This is a genomic window from Marinobacter antarcticus, assembly GCF_011049865.1.
In the GTDB taxonomy this organism is placed as follows: domain Bacteria; phylum Pseudomonadota; class Gammaproteobacteria; order Pseudomonadales; family Oleiphilaceae; genus Marinobacter; species Marinobacter antarcticus_A.
The window spans coordinates 1-22,042 of the sequence record NZ_DRGY01000121.1 but is presented as its reverse complement, the minus strand read 5'-3'; the positions used below and the strand labels follow the sequence as shown (position 1 = coordinate 22,042).

The window sequence follows — 22,042 nt, the reverse complement described above, 5'->3', positions numbered from 1 at the left end:
AACCTGTGTTCGATGATTCCCAAAGCCGGTGGGCGCTCTATACTCTTTCTGGTCGCGGCATTGGTGCTGTTGAGTGGCTGCTCCGGCCCGGCAGTGACCGACTACGCAAAGCGCGGTCCCAAGCTGGTGCCAGAGCAGTTTTTTAGCGGAGAACTTATAGCAAGAGGTGTGGTCAAGGACATGTCCGGAGAAGTCATCCGCACGTTTGACGCGACTATTTCGGCAACCTGGGACAACGAGGGCGTGGGTACGCTGGACGAAGAATTCCACTTTGATGATGGCGAAGTGCAAACCCGGGTCTGGACCCTGACGCCGACCCAAAGCGGCGCGGGTTATCACGCTAACGCGGGCGACGTGGTTGAGCCGGGAATCATGCGCTGGAGTGGCAACGCCATTAATATGAATTATGTGCTTCAGGTTGCCTATGGTGATGGAACCCTGGATTTGCGCATGGACGACTGGATGTACCTGGTAACACCCGACACCCTGATCAATGAAACCACCATGAGCAAATGGGGTGTTGATGTCGGTGAATTGGTATTGGTTATCCAGAAACAACAATGACGATCTGACGAAACGTGACGAACACTGGAAAATCTATGTGGAAGCAATGGTTGATTGGGCTGGTATTGGTTGCCGTTGCCATAGGCGCTGCGGTTACCTATCGTTCGCTGGACAATGAAAAAGGGGCAAAGAGTGATCGCGAACGCCCTGCCAGTGCTGTCAACACACGGACTCCCAAACTGGATACCGTGCGCGATGTCGTTACGGCCGTGGGCAACCTCAAAGCCGTGAATGCGGTGGAGCTGACCACCGAAATCAGCGGTCGCGCAGTGGCACTCAACCTTAAAACCGGTCGTCGGGTAAAGCAGGGCGATGTGCTTTTGCGGCTCGATGATCGTCAGGCGCAGGCCGATCTCAAAGTGATTGAGGCCCAGTTAGCCGATGCCCGCCGAACCCTGGAACGCGCTCGGAGCCTCCGGTCCAACAACAGTATTTCCCAGTCGCAGGTGGATGAACTGCGCACCGCCGTTGATGTTGGCGACGCTCAGCGCCAGGCGGCCCAAGTGCGCCTGGAAAACCATCGAATTGAAGCGCCTTTTACCGGCGTTGTCGGGCTGAGTGATATCAGCATCGGTGCCTACGTTATCGCCGGTACTACCGTCACCACGCTCGATAACACGGCGCGCATGGAACTTAATTTCTCGATCCCCGAGCGATTTTTGGGTCAGGTTGCCCTGGGCCAGCAGGTAAGAGGTACGTCGCCCGCTTTTCCTGATATCCGGTTTTCCGGAGAACTCGCCGAGTTGGGCACCCGCGTTAACGAACTCAGCCGGACTCTGCCGGTGCGGGCTTTGCTCGATAATCCCGATGGCAAACTGCGCCCCGGGCAGTTTATTTCGACAGCGCTGACCCTGCGGGAACGGCAAGCCCTGGTGATTCCCGAGCAGGCGGTGATGATCCGGGGAGATGAGCAATATGTGTTTGTCGCCGAGGACGGCATCGCGCGACGTGTTTCCGTGGTGCTTGGTTCAAGAATGCCCGGCCTGGTGGAAGTGGCCAAGGGCCTGTCTCTTGAAGATGCGGTGATCGTTACGGGGCAGGACCGTCTCAGCAGTGGTGATCGTATCCGGGTAATGGATGAGGACAAGGCCATACCGGACAACCGCTTCGCCCAGTCTGTGGATTCCTGACCGTGATCCTTTCAGATATCTCCATAAAACGCCCTGTTTTTGCAACGGTTCTGAGCCTGCTGATCGTGGTGTTCGGTCTGGCAGCCCTGTTGGGTTTGCCGGTGCGCGAGTACCCGGATATTGATCCCCCGGTGGTGTCCATTTCCACCAACTACAGGGGCGCTGCTGCGGAAGTGGTGGATACACAAATCACCCAGGTGATTGAAGGGGCTATCAGCGGCATCGAAGGCATCCGCTCGATTGAGTCGTCTACCGAACAGGGTGAATCACGCACCAGTATCGAGTTTTCCTCGTCCCGTGATGTGGACATCGCCGCCAACGACGTTCGCGACGCCGTGTCCCGGGTGATTGACCAGCTTCCCGAAGAAGCGGATGCGTCTGTGGTGCGCAAGGCAGACTCCGATGCCCGCCCGATGATGTGGGTCACACTGCGCAGCGATGTGTGGGATGCAGCTGAACTGAGCGATTTTGCAGATCGCACCCTGGCCGACCGCTTGTCTGTTTTGGACGGGGTCGCCGACGTGCGTATTGGCGGTGAGCGACGCTATGCCATTCGGATCTGGCTCGACCGGGAACGGCTGGCAGCCCGAAACGTCACGGTGGCGGAAGTTGAAAGAGCCCTGCGCGCTAACAATGTGGAGTTGCCAGCGGGCTCGGTCGACTCGTCTACCCGGAACTTCACCGTTCGGGCCGAAGGTCGGCTCTCCACCGTGGAGGAATTCCGCGAGCTGGTGATCCGTCGAAACAACAACGACTTGCTGCGTCTGGGGGAGGTTGCCAATGTGCAGATGGGCGTGGAATCCGACGTCAGTCGCCTTCGCGCCAACGGTCAGACCGCCATTGGTATGGGCATTATTCGCCAGTCTAAAGCCAATACGGTCGCCGTGTCTGACGGCGTTCGCGCAGAGTTGGAGAAAATCCGGAAAACCCTGCCGCCTGAGGTATCGATCGCCGAGAGTTATGATGAGTCCATTTTTATCCGGGCCTCAATCAAGGAAGTGATCATTACGCTCGCCATTGCCGTGTCTCTGGTTATTCTCGTTATCTTCCTGTTTTTACGGTCCTGGCGGGCCACCCTGATTCCGGCTGTGACCATTCCGGTGTCGGTCATCGGTGCGTTTATTGGCCTGGGGTTTCTGGGCTTCTCAATCAACGTGCTGACGTTGCTGGCCGTGATCTTGGCCATTGGTCTGGTGGTAGACGATGCCATCGTCATGCTGGAAAACATCCAGCGTCGAATTGACGAAGGCGAGCCCCCGTTGCTGGCATCGTATCGCGGTGCCAAGCAGGTAGCATTCGCCGTTATTGCCACCACGTTGACGCTGGTGGCGGTGTTTGTGCCCATTTCATTCATGGGGGGAAATATTGGTCGCCTGTTCGCGGAATTTGGCTTCACGCTTGCCGCTGCGGTGGTTGTGTCCAGCCTGGTTGCGCTCACTCTCGCGCCCATGTTGTGTTCGAAATGGCTCAGGCACAGCCCGGAATCCCTGGAGGGGCATCGCCTGTGGGGCGCTAGTGAGAAAGTTCTGAACGGTCTTACTCGGGGATACGAGCGGCTGTTGGGCTTTTCCCTGAACCAGCCCGGCCTGTTGATTGGCCTGGGCGTTGTAGGGCTGATCATTGCCGTAGTGGTTTATCCGAAGCTACCCCAAGAGCTTGCGCCTACAGAAGATCGGGGCATTATCATCATGCCGGCCAGTGCGCCCCGGGGTGCGACCGTGGAGTTCACAGATCACTATGTACGCAAAGCAGAAGAGCAGCTCTTGCCTTACATTGAATCCGGTGCCGCCAATCGTTTGCTCTCAATCGTCGGTTTCCGGGGTGAAGAAGACAACGCGTTCATGATCATGGGCCTTGCGCCCTGGGAAGAGCGGGACATCAAGCAACAACAGATCACCAGTGAATTACGGGAAAAATTAGGTGAGGTTTCCGGTATCCGGGTTGTACCCGTGAATCCCCCGGGGCTTGGCCAGAGAGGATTCAGCCAGCCTGTGGAGTTTGTCATTGCCGGCCCGGATTACGAATCGGTGCAGGCCTGGAGCGACGAAATTGTTGAGCGGGCAAAGGACAATCCGGACCTGCTGAATGTGAAATCCGACTTTGAGCTGACCCGGCCGGAACTGCGACTGACCATTGATCGTGAGCGAGCAGCCGATCTGGACATAACCGTGGAAGATGTCGGGTTAACCCTGCAAACCATGCTAGCGTCCCGGCAGGTCACCACCTATCTGGATCGTGGTCGCGAATACGATGTGATTGTGCAGGCGGCGGAAGCAGATCGCGCCACTCCGGCCGATCTGGGTCAGATTTTTCTGCGGCCCAGAGAGGGTGGCACGCTCATTCCCCTTCAGGCCCTGGTCTCCGTCAAAGAAGTTGGTGCCAATCCGGATTTACGGCGAATCGATCGTCTTCCGGCTGTGGTCATAAGTGCCTCGTTGGCGGACGGCTATGATCTTGGTTCGGCGCTCACCTATCTGAACAATCTGTCTGTGGATAATTTGCCACCGGAGGCGCGAGTGAGCTACCGGGGGCTGTCCCGGGAGTTTCAGGAATCTTCCGCTGCTATTTATGTCACCTTCGGGCTGGCCTTTATTATCGTATTTCTGGTGCTGGCGGCCCAGTTCGAGAGCTGGATACACCCACTCATCATTATGCTACCGGTGCCGCTGGCCTTGACCGGCGCAGTACTGGCCCTGTGGTGGAGTGGTATCAGCCTGAACATATACAGTCAGATCGGGATTATTATGCTGCTTGGTCTTATGTCGAAAAACGGGATCCTGATTGTCGAGTTTGCCAACCAGCTCCGGGATGAAGGTTACGCGGTAAAAGACGCCATTCTTGAAGGTGCATCCTTGCGGTTCCGGCCTGTATTGATGACCACCATATCCACCATTTTTGGTGCTGTGCCTCTGGTTATTGCCACAGGTGCGGGTGCCGAGAGCCGGGCAGCAATCGGTGTGGTTATCCTGGGCGGGTTGATTTTTGCCACCACGCTTACGCTGTTTATCATCCCGGTGCTATACAATCTGCTTGCCGGATTTGCCAAATCGGCCAATGCAATCGAGCATGAGCTGGAACGCCAGGCATCGTTATTCCAGGCACCCTCGTCAGATTGATGAACAATCTGGCGTAACCCAGCAACCCGGATGTTTTCATGGCCAAGCACAGTCAGTTCCGTTTACTGGGGCAGCGGCGGTTTTTGCCGTTCTATCTCACTCAGTTTTCCGGCGCGTTCAACGACAATCTCTACAAAAACGCGCTGCTGTTGCTGATTGCTTACCAGACCACCGGTCTGTTGGGGCTTTCAGTGAACACGGTGATCAATCTGGCCGCCTTTTTGTTTATTCTGCCGTTTTTTCTGTTTTCCGGCGTTGCCGGGCAGATGGCAGACCGCTATGAGAAAGCCGCCATTATTCGCAAGGTAAAGCTGGCGGAGATAGGCATCATGGCGTTGGCCGCCCTGGCGCTCTGGTTTGACTGGTACGAAGGGTTGCTGGTGTTGCTGTTTCTGATGGGTACCCAGTCCACCTTCTTCGGGCCGGTAAAGTACGCCATTTTGCCGCAAGTACTGGGCGATGATGAACTGTTGGGCGGTAACGGTCTGGTCAGCATGGGCACGTTTATTGCCATTTTGCTGGGCACTATAGCTGCCGGTTTGTTGATGGGCCTTGAGGCGGCGGCGAAACTCACCGCGGTAAGCGTGCTGGTGATGGCGGTTCTGGGTTATCTTGCTGCGCGCCAGGTGCCGGAAACCGGTGCTGCCAGTGCTGACAGAACCGGGCCGGCGATGCGCTTCCAGCCGATTCGTGAAACCTGGCAATTGATGAGCCTGGCGGCCGAGCGCAAGTCGGTGCTGTGGGCCATTCTGGCTATTTCCTGGTTCTGGTTTCTCGGAGCCGCCTATCTCACCCAGTTCCCCAACTTCGGCCAAAACAATCTGCAAGGCGACGAAACCGTTGTCACCCTGCTGTTGGCCATGTTCATTGTGGGTATTTCCATAGGCTCAATGATGTGCGAGCGCCTCACCCGGCACCGCATCACTCTGGCGCCTGTGCCTTGGGGGGCGTTAGGGCTGAGTCTGTTGGGTGTGGATCTGTTTTTCGCGGTGCCGGCGAGCCCGGAATCATCCACCTGGTGGACGCTGATAACAAACCCGATTTATCTCCGCGTTTTGCTCGACCTGGTCGGTATCGGGATTTGCGGTGGTCTGTTTATTGTGCCGCTTTATGCGTTTATCCAGCATGAAACCCCGCAAATAAAACGAGCGCGAATCATAGCCGCGCTGAATGTGATCAACGCGCTGTTCATGGTGGTCAGTGCATTGGCTGGAATTCTGGTGCTCGGGGTGTTTGATGTGGGTATTCCGGGGTTTTTCCTAATGTTGTCTTTGGCCAACGGGCTGGCGCTGATCGCCGTGTGGCGCCTGAGGCAGAGCACACGATCAGAATCTGTGGATAATTAGTGGGATAAGCTGCGTATAAGCTTTGAATGAATTTTTAAAAAATAATTAAAAACAATTAGTTATTGATAATTTAGAGGTGCATAACAGACGGCTCTTAATGTGGATAACTTTCTTGAAAAGATTTGTGAGAAGAGTTGTTCAAGCCTATGAAAACCCGATAATTTCAGTTTTATTACATGACGAAATTTCGACGCGGCGGAAGTTTTTCCGATGACGCCCTCCCCGATGATTTTTATTCATGAGTGCTGCTGGTTAAAATTTGCACATTCTGACTGCATTTTCCCGAGTGAAACGTTATACTCCCCGCCCTGTTTTTATCCCCCGAATACCGAGGTGAACTGTGGATTTTCCAACGCGTTTCGATGTCATTGTCATTGGTGGCGGCCACGCCGGCACTGAAGCCGCTTTGGCGGCAGCGCGTATGGGTTCGCAAACCCTGCTGCTGACCCATAACATTGAAACACTGGGCCAGATGTCCTGTAATCCGGCCATTGGTGGCATTGGCAAAAGCCATCTGGTGAAGGAAATTGACGCCCTTGGCGGCGCCATGGCGCAAGCGACCGATCTTGCGGGCATTCAGTTTCGCGTGCTCAACAGCCGAAAAGGCCCGGCCGTGCGGGCCACCCGTGCCCAGGCTGACCGGGTTCTTTACAAAGCGGCGATTCGCCATGCGTTGGAAAACCAGCCTAACCTCACGCTGTTCCAGCAGGCCGCAGACGATCTGATTGTGGAAAACGATCAGGTTACCGGCGTTGTGTCCCAGACGGGCATCCGGTTCAACGCCAAGACCGTGGTGCTGACCACCGGTACGTTTCTCGGGGGCGTTATCCACATTGGCATGCAGCAGCACTCGGGCGGCCGTGCCGGCGACGCGCCTGCCAACGCGCTGGCTCAGCGTTTACGGGAGCTACCTTTCAACGTGGGCCGCCTCAAAACCGGCACACCGCCGCGCATTGACGCCCGCAGCGTTGATTTTTCGGTCATGCAGCAGCAGTGGGGTGATAGTCCCACGCCGGTGATGTCGTTTACCGGCAGCCGGGCGCAGCACCCTGAGCAGGTATGCTGTTACGTCACCCGCACCAACGAACATACCCACGATATTATCCGCAGTGGCTTTGACCGCTCGCCCATGTTTGCCGGCAATATTGAAGGTATAGGGCCGCGTTACTGCCCGTCCATCGAAGACAAGGTCAATCGTTTTTCCGACAAGGACTCGCATCAGATCTTTGTGGAACCTGAAGGCCTGACCACCAACGAGCTCTACCCGAACGGTATTTCGACCAGCCTGCCGTTTGATATTCAGCTTGCGGCAGTGCGCACGATTCAGGGTTTTGAGAACGCCCATATCACCCGGCCCGGCTACGCCATCGAATACGATTACCTGAACCCGCAAGACCTGCGCCACACCCTGGAAACCAAGTTCATTCAGGGACTTTATTTTGCCGGTCAGATCAACGGCACCACCGGCTATGAAGAAGCCGGCGCCCAGGGTTTGCTGGCGGGCATCAACGCGGCCCTGCGCGCGCAAGAAAAGAGCGAATGGTACCCGCGCCGGGATGAGGCTTATCTTGGTGTGCTGGTCGACGACCTGATCACGATGGGCACCAGTGAGCCTTACCGTATGTTTACCAGCCGCGCCGAGTACCGCCTGATTCTGCGAGAAGACAACGCCGATCTGCGCCTGACCGAAACCGGCCGCAATCTGGGGCTGGTGAACGACGAGCGCTGGCAGGCATTCAGCCTTAAGCGGGAAGCCATTGCCACAGAGCGTAACCGGCTGGAATCCACCCGCATTCACCCGTCAACCGATGCGGGCGATCGCGCCAACGGTTTTCTCAAGCAGCCGATGACCCGGGATCACACCCTGGCAGAATTGCTCCGTCGCCCGGAGATTGTGTACAGCCATATTGCTGATATCGGAGCAGGGCAGGCGGATGATCCCGTGGTGGCAGAGCAGGTCGAAATCGAGATCAAATACGAAGGCTACATTTCTCGCCAGGCAGACGAAATTGAACGCCTGCGCCGGAACGAAAACACCGTATTGCCGATAGATCTGGATTACGATGTGATCGGTGGCTTGTCGAACGAGATAAGGCAAAAGCTCAAAGAGGTGCGCCCCGAGACAGTTGCCCAGGCGTCGAGGATTCAGGGCGTTACGCCTGCTGCGATCTCGCAGATTCTGGTGCGCCTGAAGAAGCGTGATCTTCTGCACAAGCAAAGCGCCTGAGCAGACTTATGGCCCCCACACTCTGGCACCGCCAACTCCGTGAAGGGCTGGCCGATATGCAATTGTCCCTCACTGACGACCAACAACAACAACTGCTGGCGTTTCTGGCGCTGCTTAACAAGTGGAACAAGGCCTATAACCTGACCGCCGTGCGTAACGAGGGGGAGATGATTTCCCGGCAGTTGCTCGACAGCCTGAGCATTCTGCCTTGGGTAACCACCAAACACCTGCTTGATGTGGGTGCCGGCGGCGGTTTGCCGGGTATTCCCCTGGCGATCGCCTTTCCCGAAAAGCGTTTCACCCTTCTGGACAGCAACGGTAAGAAAACCCGGTTCCTGAATCAGTGCGTGCTGGAGCTTGGCCTGAACAACGTGGAAGTGATTCACGGCCGCGCTGAAGACGGCAAGCCGGAGCAACCGTTCAACCAGATCAGCAGCCGGGCGTTTACCGCGCTGGATAAGCTGGTAGGCTGGTGTGGCGAGCTGTTGGCAAATAAGGGTGAGTTCCTTGCCATGAAAGGTCAGTATCCGGATGATGAAGTAGCGGCCCTTCGGGCAGGCTGGCAGGTATCCGCAAGCCATTCTCTGAGCGTTCCCGGTGCGGGCGGCGACAGAAACCTGTTGGTTGTGGCCCGAACAGAAGAACCCCAGTAACCCGCAGCGATATTCTGCAAAAAGGAGGCGATACATGGCGCGCGTGATGGCAGTGACCAATCAGAAAGGCGGTGTGGGCAAAACCACCACCTGCGTCAACCTTGCAGCCTCTCTAGCCGCTACCAAGCGCCGCGTTCTGTTGGTCGATATGGATCCACAGGGCAATGCCACCATGGGCAGCGGCGTGGATAAAAGCGGGCTGGAACTTTCCGGTTATGACCTGCTGACCAAGCGGGCCTCAGCGGCGGAAGTGATCATTCCGGCGGAGGCTTCCGGTTTCGACATCGTGCCGTCGAACGGCGACCTGACCGCCGCGGAAGTGGCGCTGATGAACGAGATTGGCCGGGAGCACCGGCTCAGAATGGCCCTCAACACGGTTCGTGATAACTACGACTATATACTCATCGACTGCCCGCCTTCACTCAGCTTGCTCACCGTGAATGCGCTTTCGGCGGCGGACTCAGTGCTTATTCCCATGCAGTGTGAGTACTACGCCCTGGAAGGCCTGGCTGCGTTGATGAACACCGTGGAGCAGATCAAGGAAACGGTGAACCCGAATCTGGAGATTGAGGGCATTCTCAGAACGATGTACGACCCCCGGAACAGCCTTACTCTGGATGTGTCCGGCCAGCTCACCGAATACTTCGGCGACAAGGTTTATCGCGCCGTTATTCCCCGTAACGTGCGCCTGGCCGAAGCGCCCAGTTACGGGTTGCCAGCACTGAAGTACGATCGGGCGTCCAAGGGCGCGATTGCTTATCTGGCATTGGCCGGAGAAATGGTGCGTCGCCACGGGGCAACAAAGACACCGGCGCAGGTTGCGGTGTAACATGGCGACGGGCCTGATCCAAACGTGCACAACGACGTTAAATGTACATAACGACTACTAACGGGAAGAATGACTGACACCATGGCGGCGAAGAAACGAGGATTGGGCGAGCGCGGGCTTGGAGCCTTGCTAGCCGGATCCAGGGTTAACCTGGATCAGGAACTGAAAGACCACGACGGTGAGTTGCGACAGGTTCCCATCGATCTGATCCAGCGCGGCCGCTTTCAGCCCCGCCGTGACATGGACCCCGGTGCCCTGCAGGAGTTGGCGGATTCCATTCGTCAGCAGGGCGTAATGCAACCGGTGGTGGTGCGCCCCATTGCGGAAGGTCGCTATGAGCTGATCGCAGGTGAACGTCGTTGGCGCGCCACCCAAATGGCGGAACTTGACAGCATTCCCGCCATTATCCGGGATGTTCCCGACGAAGCCGCCATCGCCATGGCGCTTATCGAAAACATCCAGCGTGAAAACCTCAATCCCATTGAAGAAGCCTTCGCCCTTCAGCGCCTGCAGGAGGAATTTGGCCTGACCCAGGCCCAGGTTGCGGAAGCGGTTGGTAAATCCCGTACGACGATCACTAACCTGTTGCGCCTCATTGGCCTGACCGAAGATGTCAGGTTGATGCTGGAGCACGGTGATCTGGAAATGGGCCACGGGCGCGCCATGCTAACGCTCTCGCCGGAACAACAGATGCAAGTCGCGCGACAGGTTGTGGCCAAATCCCTGTCGGTACGCCAGACGGAAGCGCTTGTGCGTCGGGTTCAACAAGAGTCGGCGGTGGGCAAGCCTGCAGGGTCCGGGGCGGTTGATCCCAATATTCGAGCTCTGCAGGACGATCTTGCCGAGCGCCTGGGTGCAAAAGTGTCGATTGATCACGGGCAGCGTGGCAAGGGCAAGTTGGTGATCGAGTACAGTTCATTGGACGAGTTGGATGGGATTTTGGGCCATATCCGGTAAATCTTCGAATTTTTCTGCACATTTCGAGTGTTCTGCGAAAGTTTATCACGCCTGTTACACACAACATGTAGTGGTTAAAAACTGAGCTGACGCCTATTTCCGTTCTATAACGCTCAATCCCGTTGTTTCTGGGGGGTCTCAAGCCCTGTGGCTACTCCGGGATTGTTGATTCATGTGAGTTGAACACATATAATCTGCGGCGCTTGTGTCGATGTGTCTGTTCACTTTTTAAACGGCACCAGTTAACAGCACCGAGTTCCAGGACAATGATGGTTAAAGCAGCTCCGGGCGGGATTCTGCGCCCGCCGATCGCACGATGGTTGGCAATTGAAAGTGTAGTTCTTGTTCTGGTCAGCCTGGCGTTTTTGTTGCGCGGTCAGGTTTCGGGTTATTCAGCGCTCTTGGGTGGTCTCATTTTTTTGCTGCCTCATGGTTATTTTGCGCTCAAGGCATTCCGCTATTCCGGTGCGCGGTCTGCTGGGAAAATCATGAGTTCTTTTTATCAGGGTGAGGCCGGCAAACTCATTCTGTGTGCCATCTTTTTTACGATGGTGTTCAAATGGATTCGGCCGCTTGATATAGCGGCACTTTTTTTAACATTTGCGATCATGCTGGTCACCAACTGGTTGACGCCGCTTCTGGTAAGCAGCACGCAGCGACGCTAACAGGACCTGAGAGAACAATATGGCAGGCACAACATCCGAATATATCCAGCATCACCTTCAGAACCTGACCTATGGGCAGTTGCCGGCAGACTCTGTACGTCCTGACGGAACTGTGCTTTCCGAAGCCACCTGGACCATTGCCCAAACCTCCGGTGAAGCCACACAAATGGGCTTCTGGGCAATTCACGTTGACTCCATGGCGTGGGCTATCGGCCTGGGTGCCATATTCCTGTTTCTGTTCCGTCTCGTCGCCAAGCGCGCAACCTCCGGCGTTCCCGGTGGGCTTCAGAACTTTGTAGAAATAATGGTTGGCTTTGTTGATAACAGCGTCAAGGAAACCTTCCACGGCAAGAGTGACGTGATTGCGCCTCTCGCACTGACCATTTTCTGTTGGGTTTTCCTGATGAACCTGATGGACCTGATACCGGTTGATTTCATACCGCACCTGTTCACGCTGGCAGGCTTCCCGTACATGAAAATTGTTCCGACCACCGACATTAACGTGGCTCTGGGCATGGCGTTGTCAGTGTTTGCGTTGATTCTGGTGTACAGCATCAAAATCAAAGGGGTGGGCGGATTTGTGGGTGAGCTCACCATGCATCCGTTCTCTTCTGACAACATTGCCTTGAAGGTCCTGTTGATCCCGATCAATCTGTTGCTGGAAGGTGTCAGCCTTCTGGCCAAGCCGGTTTCACTGGCGCTGCGACTGTTCGGCAACATGTACGCTGGCGAGTTGATCTTTATCCTGATTGCTCTGCTGCCGTTCTGGGCACAGTGGGCGTTGTCCGTGCCCTGGGCAATCTTCCACATACTGATCATCACGTTGCAGGCCTTTATCTTTATGATACTGACCATCGTGTATCTGAGCATGGCGCACGAAGACAATCACTGATTTTGCATTGAAAACCGTTGTTTTAAATACGTAACCGTTAAACTGAAAACCAAACTGAAAACTGGGAGTTATCATGGAAACTGTAGTTGGAATGACCGCGATTGCTGTTGCATTGCTGATCGGCCTGGGCGCACTAGGTACCGCTATCGGCTTTGGTATTCTGGGTGGAAAATTCCTGGAAGGCGCCGCGCGTCAGCCTGAAATGACCCCGATGTTGCAGGTCAAAATGTTCATCGTTGCAGGTCTGCTGGATGCTGTACCCATGATCGGTGTTGGTATCGCACTGTTCTTCACCTTCGCCAACCCGTTTGTCGGCCAGGTCGCCGGTTAATCGACTCGCCTCCGGAATGTTCCGGACTGGTGTTTTCTTACATAACAGGCGAGGGGTGAAGACGTGAACATTAATTTGACGATCCTTGGTCAAGCCATCGCGTTCTTTATCTTTGTCGTTTTCTGCATGAAGCTGATTTGGCCGCCGGTCATTGCAGCAATGCAGGAACGACAAAAGAAGATCGCTGACGGTCTGGCTGCTTCAGATCGCGCAGCACGTGATCTTGAACTGGCGCAAGACAAGGCAGCTCAGGAACTGCGTGAAGCCAAGCAACAGGCCGCTGGCCTGATCGAGCAGGCTAACAGGCGCGCTGCCCAGATTGTGGAAGCATCCAAAGATGACGCCCGCAAAGAAGGTCAGAAGCTGATCGAGCAGGCCAGGGCCGAAATTGAGCAGGAGCGGAATCAGACTCGTGAAGCGTTGCGTGCAGAAGTTGCCGTAATAGCGATTGCGGGTGCCGAGAAGATTCTTGAAGCCTCTGTCGATGCCTCCAAGCACAACGAGATGTTGGAAAAACTGGCGGCAGAACTTTAAACGACGAGGTTCATCATGGCAGAACTGAGAACGCTGGCCCGCCCTTACGCTAAGGCAGCATTTTCCGCCGCCCGGGAACACGACCAGCTTGCTGAGTGGTCCCGGGTACTGACGATTGCCGGACAGGTCACCGCGAACAAAGAGATTCGACAGCTTCTTACCAATCCGGGGCTGGAAGAGCAGAAAAAAGCAGACATGATTCTGGAGGTCGTTGAAGCAGGCGACTCGGAACAGGTACGCAATTTCTTTGCTGTGCTGGCTGAAAGCGGCCGGCTCGCTCTTCTCACCGAGATTGCAGCGCTTTTCAACATGTATCGGGCTGATCTGGAACGCACTGTTGATATCAACGTGACCGCAGCGTTTGAGCTGACGGACGAACAGCAACAGAAGCTCGCCCAGGCACTCTCCAAGAAACTCGAGCGGCAAGTGTCACTCGCGGCGTCTTTAGACTCGTCATTGATTGGTGGTGTGATTATCCGCACCGGCGATATGGTGATAGACGCATCTGTACGCGGAAAGCTGACCAAGCTGGCCGACGCTCTGGGCTCCTGATTTCAGCACAAGGTTTGAGGATATTGGCATGCAGCAACTGAATCCATCCGAGATCAGTGACATCATCAAGAAGAGAATCGAAAAGCTCGATATCTCTTCGGAAGCAAAGAACGAAGGTACCATTCTGTCGGTTTCTGACGGCATTGTATTGATCCACGGTCTTGCCGACGTTATGTCCGGTGAGATGATTGAATTTGCCAACGGCACGTTTGGCATGGCTCTGAACCTGGAGCGTGATTCCGTCGGCGCGGTTGTGCTGGGCGATTACGAAGATCTGGCAGAAGGCCAGAAGGTTCGTTGCACCGGTCGCATTCTGGAAGTTCCGGTTGGCCCGGAATTGCTGGGCCGCGTTGTTGACGGTTTGGGTAACGCAATCGATGGCAAAGGCGATCTGGGTACCGATCTGACCGCGCCAGTTGAGAAGGTTGCTCCGGGCGTTATCGAGCGTCAGTCGGTTGATCAGCCGGTACAGACCGGTCTTATTGCAATCGACACCATGGTGCCCATTGGCCGTGGCCAGCGTGAGCTGATTATCGGTGACCGCCAGATTGGTAAGACCGCCGTCGCGATCGACGCGATCATCAACCAGAAAGACAGCGGCATCAAGTGTGTCTACGTGGCGATTGGGCAGAAACAGTCGTCCATTGCCGCCGTGGTGCGCAAGCTGGAAGAGCACGGAGCGATGGATCACACCATCGTGGTTGCGGCTGGCGCCGCGGATCCTGCCGCGATGCAGTTTCTGGCTCCATACTCCGGTACGTCCATGGGTGAATATTTCCGTGACCGTGGTGAAGACGCCCTGATCATCTACGATGATCTGTCCAAGCAGGCGGTGGCTTATCGCCAGATCTCCTTGCTGCTGCGTCGTCCACCGGGCCGTGAAGCCTATCCGGGTGACGTGTTCTACCTGCACTCGCGTCTGCTGGAGCGTTCCTCCCGTGTTAACGCAGAGTACGTAGAAAAGTTCACCAATGGTGAAGTGAAGGGCAAAACCGGTTCTTTGACCGCGCTGCCCATCATTGAGACCCAGGCCGGTGACGTATCTGCGTTCGTACCGACCAACGTTATCTCAATTACTGACGGCCAGATCTTCCTGGAAACCAACCTGTTCAACTCGGGCATTCGCCCGGCAATGAACGCCGGTGTATCCGTATCCCGGGTGGGTGGTGCTGCCCAGACCAAGATCATGAAAAAGCTTGGCGGTAACATCCGTCTGGCCTTGGCCCAGTATCGTGAACTGGCCGCTTTTGCGCAGTTTGCTTCGGATCTTGATGAAGCAACCCGCAAGCAGCTTGAGCACGGTCAGCGTGTTACCGAACTCATGAAACAGAACCAGTACAGCCCGATGTCTGTGGGTGAAATGGGTACGGTTCTGTACGCAGCCAACGAAGGCTTCCTGGATGACGTTGATGTCGACAAGGTCGTGAGCTTCGAAGCGCAGATGCTCGATTGGATGCGCTCCGAGCAAAAAGACCTGCTCGCCAAGATCAACGAGAAAGGCGATTTCAACGACGAAATCGCTGCCGGCCTTAAAGCTGCACTTGAGAAATTCAAGACCACTCAGAGCTGGTAAGAAACAGGCCCGCGACACAGGTCTCGGGCCGCTTTCATAGCAACGAGCGTCTAACTTGAGAAGGCAGTGAGTTATGGCCGTCGGCAAAGAAATACGTAATCAGATTACAAGCATCAAGAGTACGCAAAAGATCACCAGCGCCATGGAAATGGTTGCCGCGAGCAAAATGCGTAAAGCTCAGGAGCGCATGCAGGCTACCCGCCCGTATGCCGAGAAGATGCGGCAGGTGATCGGGCACATTGCCAAGGCGAATGCTCAGTACAAGCACCCGTTCATGGTTCATCGTGATGTGAAACGCGTGGGCTATATTGTGGTGTCCACTGACCGTGGCCTTTGCGGTGGTCTGAACATCAACCTGTTCAAAGCGCTTATCCGTGATATGAAAGCGTGGAAGGACAAGGGGGCAGAAATCGATCTGTGCGCTATCGGCCAGAAAGGTGCCTCTTTTTTCCGGAGTTACGGCGGTAACGTCGTGGCGGCTTTGACCCATCTGGGTGATAGCCCGAGCTCTGAAAAACTCATCGGCAACGTCAAGGTGATGCTGGATGCGTTCTCGGAAGGCAAGATTGACCGGCTTTATCTGGTCAGCAACGAGTTCGTAAACACCATGACCCAAAGCCCGACGGTGGAGCAATTGCTGCCTCTGCCCGAGAGCAAAGACGAAGAAGAGCTCAAGAACCAGTGGGAATATCTCTACGAGCCCGATGCCAGGCAGATCCTCGATGGTCTTCTGCCACGTTTTATAGAGTCCCAGGTTTACCAGGGTGTGGTAGAGAACCTGGCATGTGAGCAGGCAGCCCGAATGATCGCCATGAAGAGTGCAACTGATAACGCGGGTGACATCATCAGCGAACTTCAGTTGGCTTACAACAAGGCGCGACAGGCAGCGATTACCCAAGAGATTTCGGAGATTGTGAGCGGCGCGGCTTCGGTCTGACCCGGCCCGCAATCCTACTGGTTTTATTGACTACTTAAGATAACGAGGAACCGAGCATGAGTAGCGGACAAATCGTTCAGATCATTGGCGCGGTTATCGACGTGGAATTCCCACGTGACTCCGTGCCCAAGATATATGACGCACTGCTGCTTGAAGGTGGCGAAACAACTCTGGAAGTTCAGCAGCAGCTGGGCGACGGAATCGTTCGTACCATCGCCATGGGCAGCACTGACGGCCTTAAGCGAGGCCTGAAAGCAGAAAACACAGGTAAGGCAATCTCGGTACCGGTTGGTACCAAGACCCTGGGCCGTATCATGGATGTTCTGGGTCGTCCCATTGACGAACAGGGCCCCATCGGCGAAGAAGAGCGTTGGGGTATCCACCGCAAAGCTCCGGGCTATGCCGATCAGGCAGCGTCTGCAGACTTGCTGGAAACCGGCATCAAGGTTATCGACCTGATCTGCCCGTTCGCCAAAGGCGGTAAGGTTGGCCTGTTCGGTGGCGCCGGTGTAGGCAAGACCGTCAACATGATGGAGCTGATCAACAACATCGCGAAAGAGCACTCCGGTCTCTCCGTATTCGCGGGTGTGGGTGAGCGGACTCGTGAAGGCAACGACTTCTACTACGAAATGAAGGACTCCAACGTTCTTGATAAAGTAGCCATGGTTTACGGCCAGATGAACGAGCCCCCGGGAAACCGTCTGCGTGTGGCCCTGACCGGTCTCACCATTGCAGAGAAGTTTCGTGATGAAGGTCGTGACGTGCTGTTGTTCGTTGACAACATCTATCGTTACACACTGGCAGGTACTGAGGTATCGGCTCTGTTGGGTCGTATGCCATCAGCGGTAGGCTATCAGCCGACTCTGGCCCAGGAAATGGGCGAGCTGCAGGAGCGTATTACGTCCACCAAGACAGGTTCCATCACGTCCATCCAGGCGGTATACGTACCAGCGGATGACTTGACCGACCCGTCACCAGCCACCACTTTCTCGCACCTGGATGCGACCGTGGTACTGAGCCGTGATATCGCGTCCAAGGGTATCTACCCGGCCATCGATCCGCTTGACTCCACGTCGCGTCAGCTGGATCCGCTGGTCATCGGTGATGAGCACTACGAAGTGGCTCGTGGCGTGCAGACCAACCTGCAGCGTTACAAAGAGCTGAAAGACATCATCGCGATCCTGGGTATGGACGAATTGTCAGAAGACGACAAATTGGCCGTAGCCCGTGCCCGTAAGATCGAGCGTTTTCTGTCTCAGCCGTTCCACGTTGCTGAAGTATTCACCGGTTCACCCGGTAAGTACGTTTCCCTGAAGGAGACCATCAGCAGCTTTCAGGGTATTCTGAACGGTGACTATGATGATATGCCTGAGCAGGCGTTCTACATGGTTGGCGGGATCGAGGAAGCGGTTGAGAAAGCGAAGGAAATGAAGAGCAAGGCCCAGAAGTAATTCTGAGCCATTGCGCTTGTTTCCGGATCGATCAAAGAGGCAACAGACATGGGTATAACCGTGCATTGTGATGTGGTGAGTGCCGAAACAAAGATCTATTCCGGATTGGTAGAGATGCTGATCGCAGCCGGCTCTGAGGGTGACGTGGGTATTGCCCCGGGTCACGCGCCGCTGCTGACTCAGCTCAAACCAGGCCCGATCAGGATCATCAAGCAGGGCGGTGAAGAAGAAATTCTTTACGTGTCTGGCGGCTATCTGGAAGTTCAGCCTAACCTGGTGACTTTGTTGGCAGATACCGCGGTTCGTGCAAAAGATATGGACGAAGCCGCTGCGCTCGAAGCGCAAAAAGACGCCGAGAACGCACTGGCCAATAAGTCTGGTGAATTCGAGTATTTCCGTGCCGCTGGAGAGTTGGCCGAGGCTGTTGCTCAGCTTCGTACTATTCAGCAGCTGCGTAACAAAATGCGCTAGGCATTTTTGTTTCGGACGTGCCGAACACCGAAGCCGTATCCTGAATAGTGGGAAGACAGACGCCTGTTCTTCCAGCTTTGAGGGCTGCGGCTTTTTTTGTTGAACCACTACACCGTTTACTATCCGGGAGCCTGATGTAGCCATGAACCCGTTACACGTTGTGATTCTGGCCGCAGGCCAGGGATCAAGAATGAAATCCGCCCTGCCAAAGGTTCTGCATTGTGTGGCTGGCCACCCGATGTTGCATCACGTTATTGGCACCGCGAAGCAACTGGGCGCTGAGACGATCCACACGGTTATTGGCCACGGCGGTGGCAAGGTGCGTGAGACAACCACCGAGCCCCTCGTAAACTGGGTGGTTCAGGAACAGCAGCTGGGTACCGGTCACGCTGTTGCGCAGGCACTGCCGCACCTTCCAGATGACGCACGTGTTCTGGTGCTCTACGGCGACGTGCCATTAACCCGCGCAGACACCCTGAATGCCATGGTGGAGGCGCTGGATGACAACACCCTTGGCCTGTTGACGGTAACCCTCGATAACCCCCAGGGCTACGGCAGGATTGTGCGCGATCGGGCCGGCAAGGTAACGTCCATTGTTGAGCAGAAAGATGCCAGTGCAGACCAGTTGGCCATTCGCGAGGTCAACACAGGCATTCTTGCCGTTGCCGCCAGGCACCTGAAGGCGTGGCTCCCGGTTTTGTCGAACGCCAACGCGCAGGGCGAATACTATCTCACCGATATCATCGCCATGGCGGTGGAGCACAACCTAAAGGTTGCCGTATCCCAGCCGGAAGACCCGTTCGAGGTTCAGGGCGTCAACAATCGCCTGCAACTGGCGGAGCTGGAACGGTGGTTCCAGAAACGCGAAGCGGAACGGTTAATGACAGACGGTGCTACCCTGGCCGATCCGGCCCGTATCGACGTGCGCGGCGAGTTGACCATTGGTAACGACATTCTGATTGATGTGAACGTGGTCTTCGAGGGCAAGGTGAGCCTTGGCAATAATGTATCGATTGGGCCGGGCTGTGTTATCCGTGATGCGATCATCGCAGAGGGCGCGCAGATCAGCGCCCACAGCGTAATCGAGGGCGCCACGATTGGTGCCAATGCCCAGGTTGGCCCGTTTGCACGGATCCGCCCAGGCACGGAACTGGCTGCGAATACCAAGGTAGGCAACTTCGTTGAAACCAAGAAAACGTTGGTGGGAGAGGGCAGCAAGATCAATCATCTGAGCTATGTTGGCGATGCTACCCTTGGCAGGAACGTGAATGTAGGTGCAGGAACCATCACCTGTAACTATGATGGTGTTAACAAGTTCCAGACAGTGATTGGAGACGGCGTTTTCGTTGGCTCCAATACGTCTCTGGTCGCACCGGTCAGTATTGGTGCCGGAGTGACCGTTGGCGCCGGATCGACCATTACCCGGGATGTCGACGAGAACGAATTGGCGGTGGCTCGTGCCCGCCAACGCAATATCGAGGGCTGGGAACGGCCCAAAAAACCCAATTGAACGAACGTATGGACAGGTGAAAACAGCATGTGTGGCATTGTAGGTGCAGTTTCGGAACGGGACGTTCAGGGTATTCTTCTTGAAGGCCTGCGCCGCCTTGAGTATCGCGGATACGATTCCGCCGGTATGGCGATACTGAACGGCAACAGCGCCGTGCAGCGCGCCCGGGAAGTAGGCAAGGTGGCCTCCCTGGCAGCGACCATCGAAAGCAACCCGCTGTCCGGTTATCTGGGCATTGCTCACACCCGTTGGGCAACCCACGGTGAGCCGTCGCAGCTCAATGCCCATCCGCACATGTCCGGTGATCGCCTGGCCATTGTTCACAACGGCATCATCGAGAACTACCAGGCCCTGCGCGACGAACTGAAAGCAGACGGCTACGAGTTTACGTCCCAGACCGATACCGAAGTCGTGGTGCACCTGATCGAAAAGAACTATCGCGAACTGGGCTCACTTTACGATGCCGTGAAGATTTCCGTTACCCGCCTGCGGGGCGCCTACGCCCTTGGGGTGGTTCACGCCGATGAACCAGACCACATGGTGGTGTGCCGGGAAGGCAGCCCGCTGGTAGTGGGCGTGGGCATTGGCGAAAATTTTATTGCGTCGGACCAGTTGGCATTGTTGCCGGTGACCGACCGTTTTATGTTTCTGGAAGAAGGCGACCTTGCGGATATTCGCCGCGATCGTATTGATATCCGTGATCGTGAAGGTGTGCAGGTTGAGCGCAGCATCAATCGATTCGAGCACAGCCAGGACGCCGCAGAAAAAGGCGAGTACCGGCACTTCATGCTCAAGGAAATCAACGAGCAGCCAAGAGTGATCAAGGCCACCATGGAAGGCCGTGTGACCGAATCGCGGGTACTGGAGCAAGCGCTCGGCACCGGGGCGAATGACCTGCTGAAAGATATCCGCCACGTGCAAATCATTGCCTGTGGCACCAGCTATCACGCCGGGATGGTGGCTCGATACTGGATTGAAGATCTGGCAGGCGTGCCCTGTTCAGTGGAAGTGGCTTCCGAGTTTCGTTATCGCAAACACGTGATCCAGAAAGACACGCTGTTTCTGTGTATTTCCCAGTCTGGTGAAACCGCCGACACCCTGGCGGCGCTGCGGCAGGCTAAAAAAGCCGGTTTCCGCGCTGCGCTGGCGATCTGTAACGTGCCGGGCAGCTCACTGGTGCGCGAATCCGACCTGGTGATCATGACCCAGGCAGGGCCGGAAATCGGCGTAGCCTCTACGAAAGCCTTCACCACTCAGTTGGTAGCGTTGCTCCTCTTTACCCTGGCACTGGCTCGTAAAAATGGCCTGAGCGAAGAGCGCGAAGCCGAGATCGTCAAAGCCCTGCATCTGGTGCCCGGTCAGGTCAGCGATGTATTGGCGCTGGACGGCGAGATTGCAGAGATGTCCAGACGGTTCATCGATAAAAACCATGCCCTGTTCCTGGGCCGCGGCTCGCAGTTTCCGGTGGCTATGGAGGGCGCGCTGAAGCTGAAAGAGATTTCCTATATTCATGCGGAAGCTTATCCGGCCGGCGAACTCAAGCACGGCCCCCTGGCGCTGGTTGACAGTGAAATGCCGGTGATTACGGTTGCGCCCAACAACGGCATGGCTGAGAAGCTGAAATCGAACCTGGAGGAAGTTCGCGCCCGGGGCGGCGAACTGTTCGTGTTTGCGGATCGCGCAGCGGATGTGAAACCGGAAGAAAATATTCACGTGGTACAGCTTCCGGAAGTGCACGAAATCACGGCTCCAATCGTTTATACCGTGCCGTTACAGCTGTTGTCTTACCATGTGGCCGTGCTCAAAGGCACGGATGTGGATCAGCCCAGAAACCTGGCGAAGAGTGTCACGGTGGAGTAGCGCCGATCACTGAGTGCGTTTCATTGTGGGATCATAATAAAGTTGGTAACTTAATAATAAAGTCGGTAACTTAATAATAGAGTTGGTAACTATCAATCGTTGTGGCAAAGTCAGGTCATTCTTCTCAGGAATCTAGGGAATGACCGACTATAAGCTCGACAACCGTGCCAGGAAGTGGATTAAAGAAGGACGAGGCAAGGGAAGTGGTAAGGACTACCGCCCCTGGCTCACTGTCAGAGATTTACCCTCCCAGGGCCGTTCACACCGAGTAATGGGTCATCTGACGCAACGTACTCATCACTTTCTCTCCGACATGGAGCTGGCGACTTTCTTTTTGCTTGAATGGAACTCAACGGTCAGTGACATTCGAGAGCAATTTCCCCTCCGCGTAGAAGACACGCTGCGCCTCGCCGGAGAAGCCAACATACGGCACCCGGAAATCGG

Annotated in this window: 19 protein-coding genes and 1 pseudogene; all 20 read left to right on the top strand. The window is 55.7% G+C overall.

The genetic code is table 11. The features are described from left to right. Window positions 1–12 precede the first annotated feature (12 nt). Entirely contained in the window at window positions 13–564 is a 552-nt protein-coding gene (locus tag ENI00_RS15040) for a DUF3833 domain-containing protein (RefSeq protein ID WP_304104221.1), read from the top strand. Between the two features lie 35 nt (window positions 565–599). Then, entirely contained in the window at window positions 600–1,694 is a 1,095-nt protein-coding gene (locus ENI00_RS15035) for an efflux RND transporter periplasmic adaptor subunit (protein ID WP_304104157.1), read from the top strand. Between the two features lie 2 nt (window positions 1,695–1,696). Then, entirely contained in the window at window positions 1,697–4,810 is a 3,114-nt protein-coding gene (locus ENI00_RS15030; protein WP_304104154.1) for an efflux RND transporter permease subunit, read from the top strand. A 38-nt stretch (window positions 4,811–4,848) separates the two neighbouring features. Beyond that, window positions 4,849–6,156, top strand: a complete 1,308-nt coding sequence (locus tag ENI00_RS15025; protein ID WP_304104152.1) for an MFS transporter — start codon at window positions 4,849–4,851, stop codon at window positions 6,154–6,156. A 340-nt stretch (window positions 6,157–6,496) separates the two neighbouring features. Next, window positions 6,497–8,383 carry a tRNA uridine-5-carboxymethylaminomethyl(34) synthesis enzyme MnmG gene (gene mnmG, locus ENI00_RS15020; RefSeq protein ID WP_304104150.1) on the top strand — a complete coding sequence of 629 codons (1,887 nt, stop codon included), beginning with the start codon at window positions 6,497–6,499 and terminating at the stop codon, window positions 8,381–8,383. Between the two features lie 8 nt (window positions 8,384–8,391). After that, the gene (gene rsmG / locus ENI00_RS15015) at window positions 8,392–9,036 is read left to right on the top strand and encodes a 16S rRNA (guanine(527)-N(7))-methyltransferase RsmG (RefSeq protein ID WP_304104148.1); all 645 of its coding nucleotides are present in this window, start codon (window positions 8,392–8,394) and stop codon (window positions 9,034–9,036) included. Window positions 9,037–9,070: 34 nt separating this feature from the next. After that, window positions 9,071–9,865, top strand: a complete 795-nt coding sequence (locus tag ENI00_RS15010; protein ID WP_304104146.1) for a ParA family protein — start codon at window positions 9,071–9,073, stop codon at window positions 9,863–9,865. 81 nt (window positions 9,866–9,946) lie between these two features. After that, complete coding sequence (locus ENI00_RS15005; RefSeq protein ID WP_304104219.1) at window positions 9,947–10,822, top strand: ParB/RepB/Spo0J family partition protein; 876 nt, start codon at window positions 9,947–9,949, stop codon at window positions 10,820–10,822. A gap of 269 nt (window positions 10,823–11,091) precedes the next feature. Continuing rightward, window positions 11,092–11,487: a F0F1 ATP synthase subunit I gene (locus tag ENI00_RS15000; RefSeq protein WP_304104218.1), complete on the top strand. Its 396-nt coding sequence runs from the start codon at window positions 11,092–11,094 to the stop codon at window positions 11,485–11,487. A 19-nt stretch (window positions 11,488–11,506) separates the two neighbouring features. Beyond that, on the top strand, window positions 11,507–12,379 hold the full coding sequence (atpB, locus tag ENI00_RS14995) for a F0F1 ATP synthase subunit A (protein ID WP_304104144.1): 873 nt from the start codon (window positions 11,507–11,509) through the stop codon (window positions 12,377–12,379). 73 nt (window positions 12,380–12,452) lie between these two features. After that, window positions 12,453–12,710: a F0F1 ATP synthase subunit C gene (atpE, locus tag ENI00_RS14990; protein WP_304104142.1), complete on the top strand. Its 258-nt coding sequence runs from the start codon at window positions 12,453–12,455 to the stop codon at window positions 12,708–12,710. A 63-nt stretch (window positions 12,711–12,773) separates the two neighbouring features. Next, window positions 12,774–13,244: a F0F1 ATP synthase subunit B gene (locus tag ENI00_RS14985; RefSeq protein WP_304104140.1), complete on the top strand. Its 471-nt coding sequence runs from the start codon at window positions 12,774–12,776 to the stop codon at window positions 13,242–13,244. 15 nt (window positions 13,245–13,259) lie between these two features. Next, window positions 13,260–13,796 carry a F0F1 ATP synthase subunit delta gene (locus tag ENI00_RS14980; protein WP_304104138.1) on the top strand — a complete coding sequence of 179 codons (537 nt, stop codon included), beginning with the start codon at window positions 13,260–13,262 and terminating at the stop codon, window positions 13,794–13,796. A 28-nt stretch (window positions 13,797–13,824) separates the two neighbouring features. After that, window positions 13,825–15,369, top strand: a complete 1,545-nt coding sequence (atpA, locus tag ENI00_RS14975; protein WP_304104136.1) for a F0F1 ATP synthase subunit alpha — start codon at window positions 13,825–13,827, stop codon at window positions 15,367–15,369. Window positions 15,370–15,442: 73 nt separating this feature from the next. Further along, complete coding sequence (gene atpG, locus ENI00_RS14970; RefSeq protein ID WP_304104135.1) at window positions 15,443–16,306, top strand: F0F1 ATP synthase subunit gamma; 864 nt, start codon at window positions 15,443–15,445, stop codon at window positions 16,304–16,306. A gap of 56 nt (window positions 16,307–16,362) precedes the next feature. Continuing rightward, a complete protein-coding gene (gene atpD, locus ENI00_RS14965) occupies window positions 16,363–17,757 on the top strand; it encodes a F0F1 ATP synthase subunit beta (protein ID WP_304104133.1) in 1,395 nt (464 codons plus the stop codon). Window positions 17,758–17,805: 48 nt separating this feature from the next. Then, window positions 17,806–18,228, top strand: a complete 423-nt coding sequence (locus ENI00_RS14960) for a F0F1 ATP synthase subunit epsilon (protein WP_304104131.1) — start codon at window positions 17,806–17,808, stop codon at window positions 18,226–18,228. Window positions 18,229–18,370: 142 nt separating this feature from the next. Then, window positions 18,371–19,738 (top strand): bifunctional UDP-N-acetylglucosamine diphosphorylase/glucosamine-1-phosphate N-acetyltransferase GlmU, encoded by a 1,368-nt coding sequence (gene glmU, locus ENI00_RS14955; protein ID WP_304104129.1) that lies wholly within the window; start codon window positions 18,371–18,373, stop codon window positions 19,736–19,738. 27 nt (window positions 19,739–19,765) lie between these two features. Beyond that, window positions 19,766–21,598 (top strand): glutamine--fructose-6-phosphate transaminase (isomerizing), encoded by a 1,833-nt coding sequence (gene glmS, locus ENI00_RS14950; protein WP_304104127.1) that lies wholly within the window; start codon window positions 19,766–19,768, stop codon window positions 21,596–21,598. 139 nt (window positions 21,599–21,737) lie between these two features. Further along, window positions 21,738–22,042: pseudogene (locus ENI00_RS14945) on the top strand (heteromeric transposase endonuclease subunit TnsA); the annotation flags it as partial.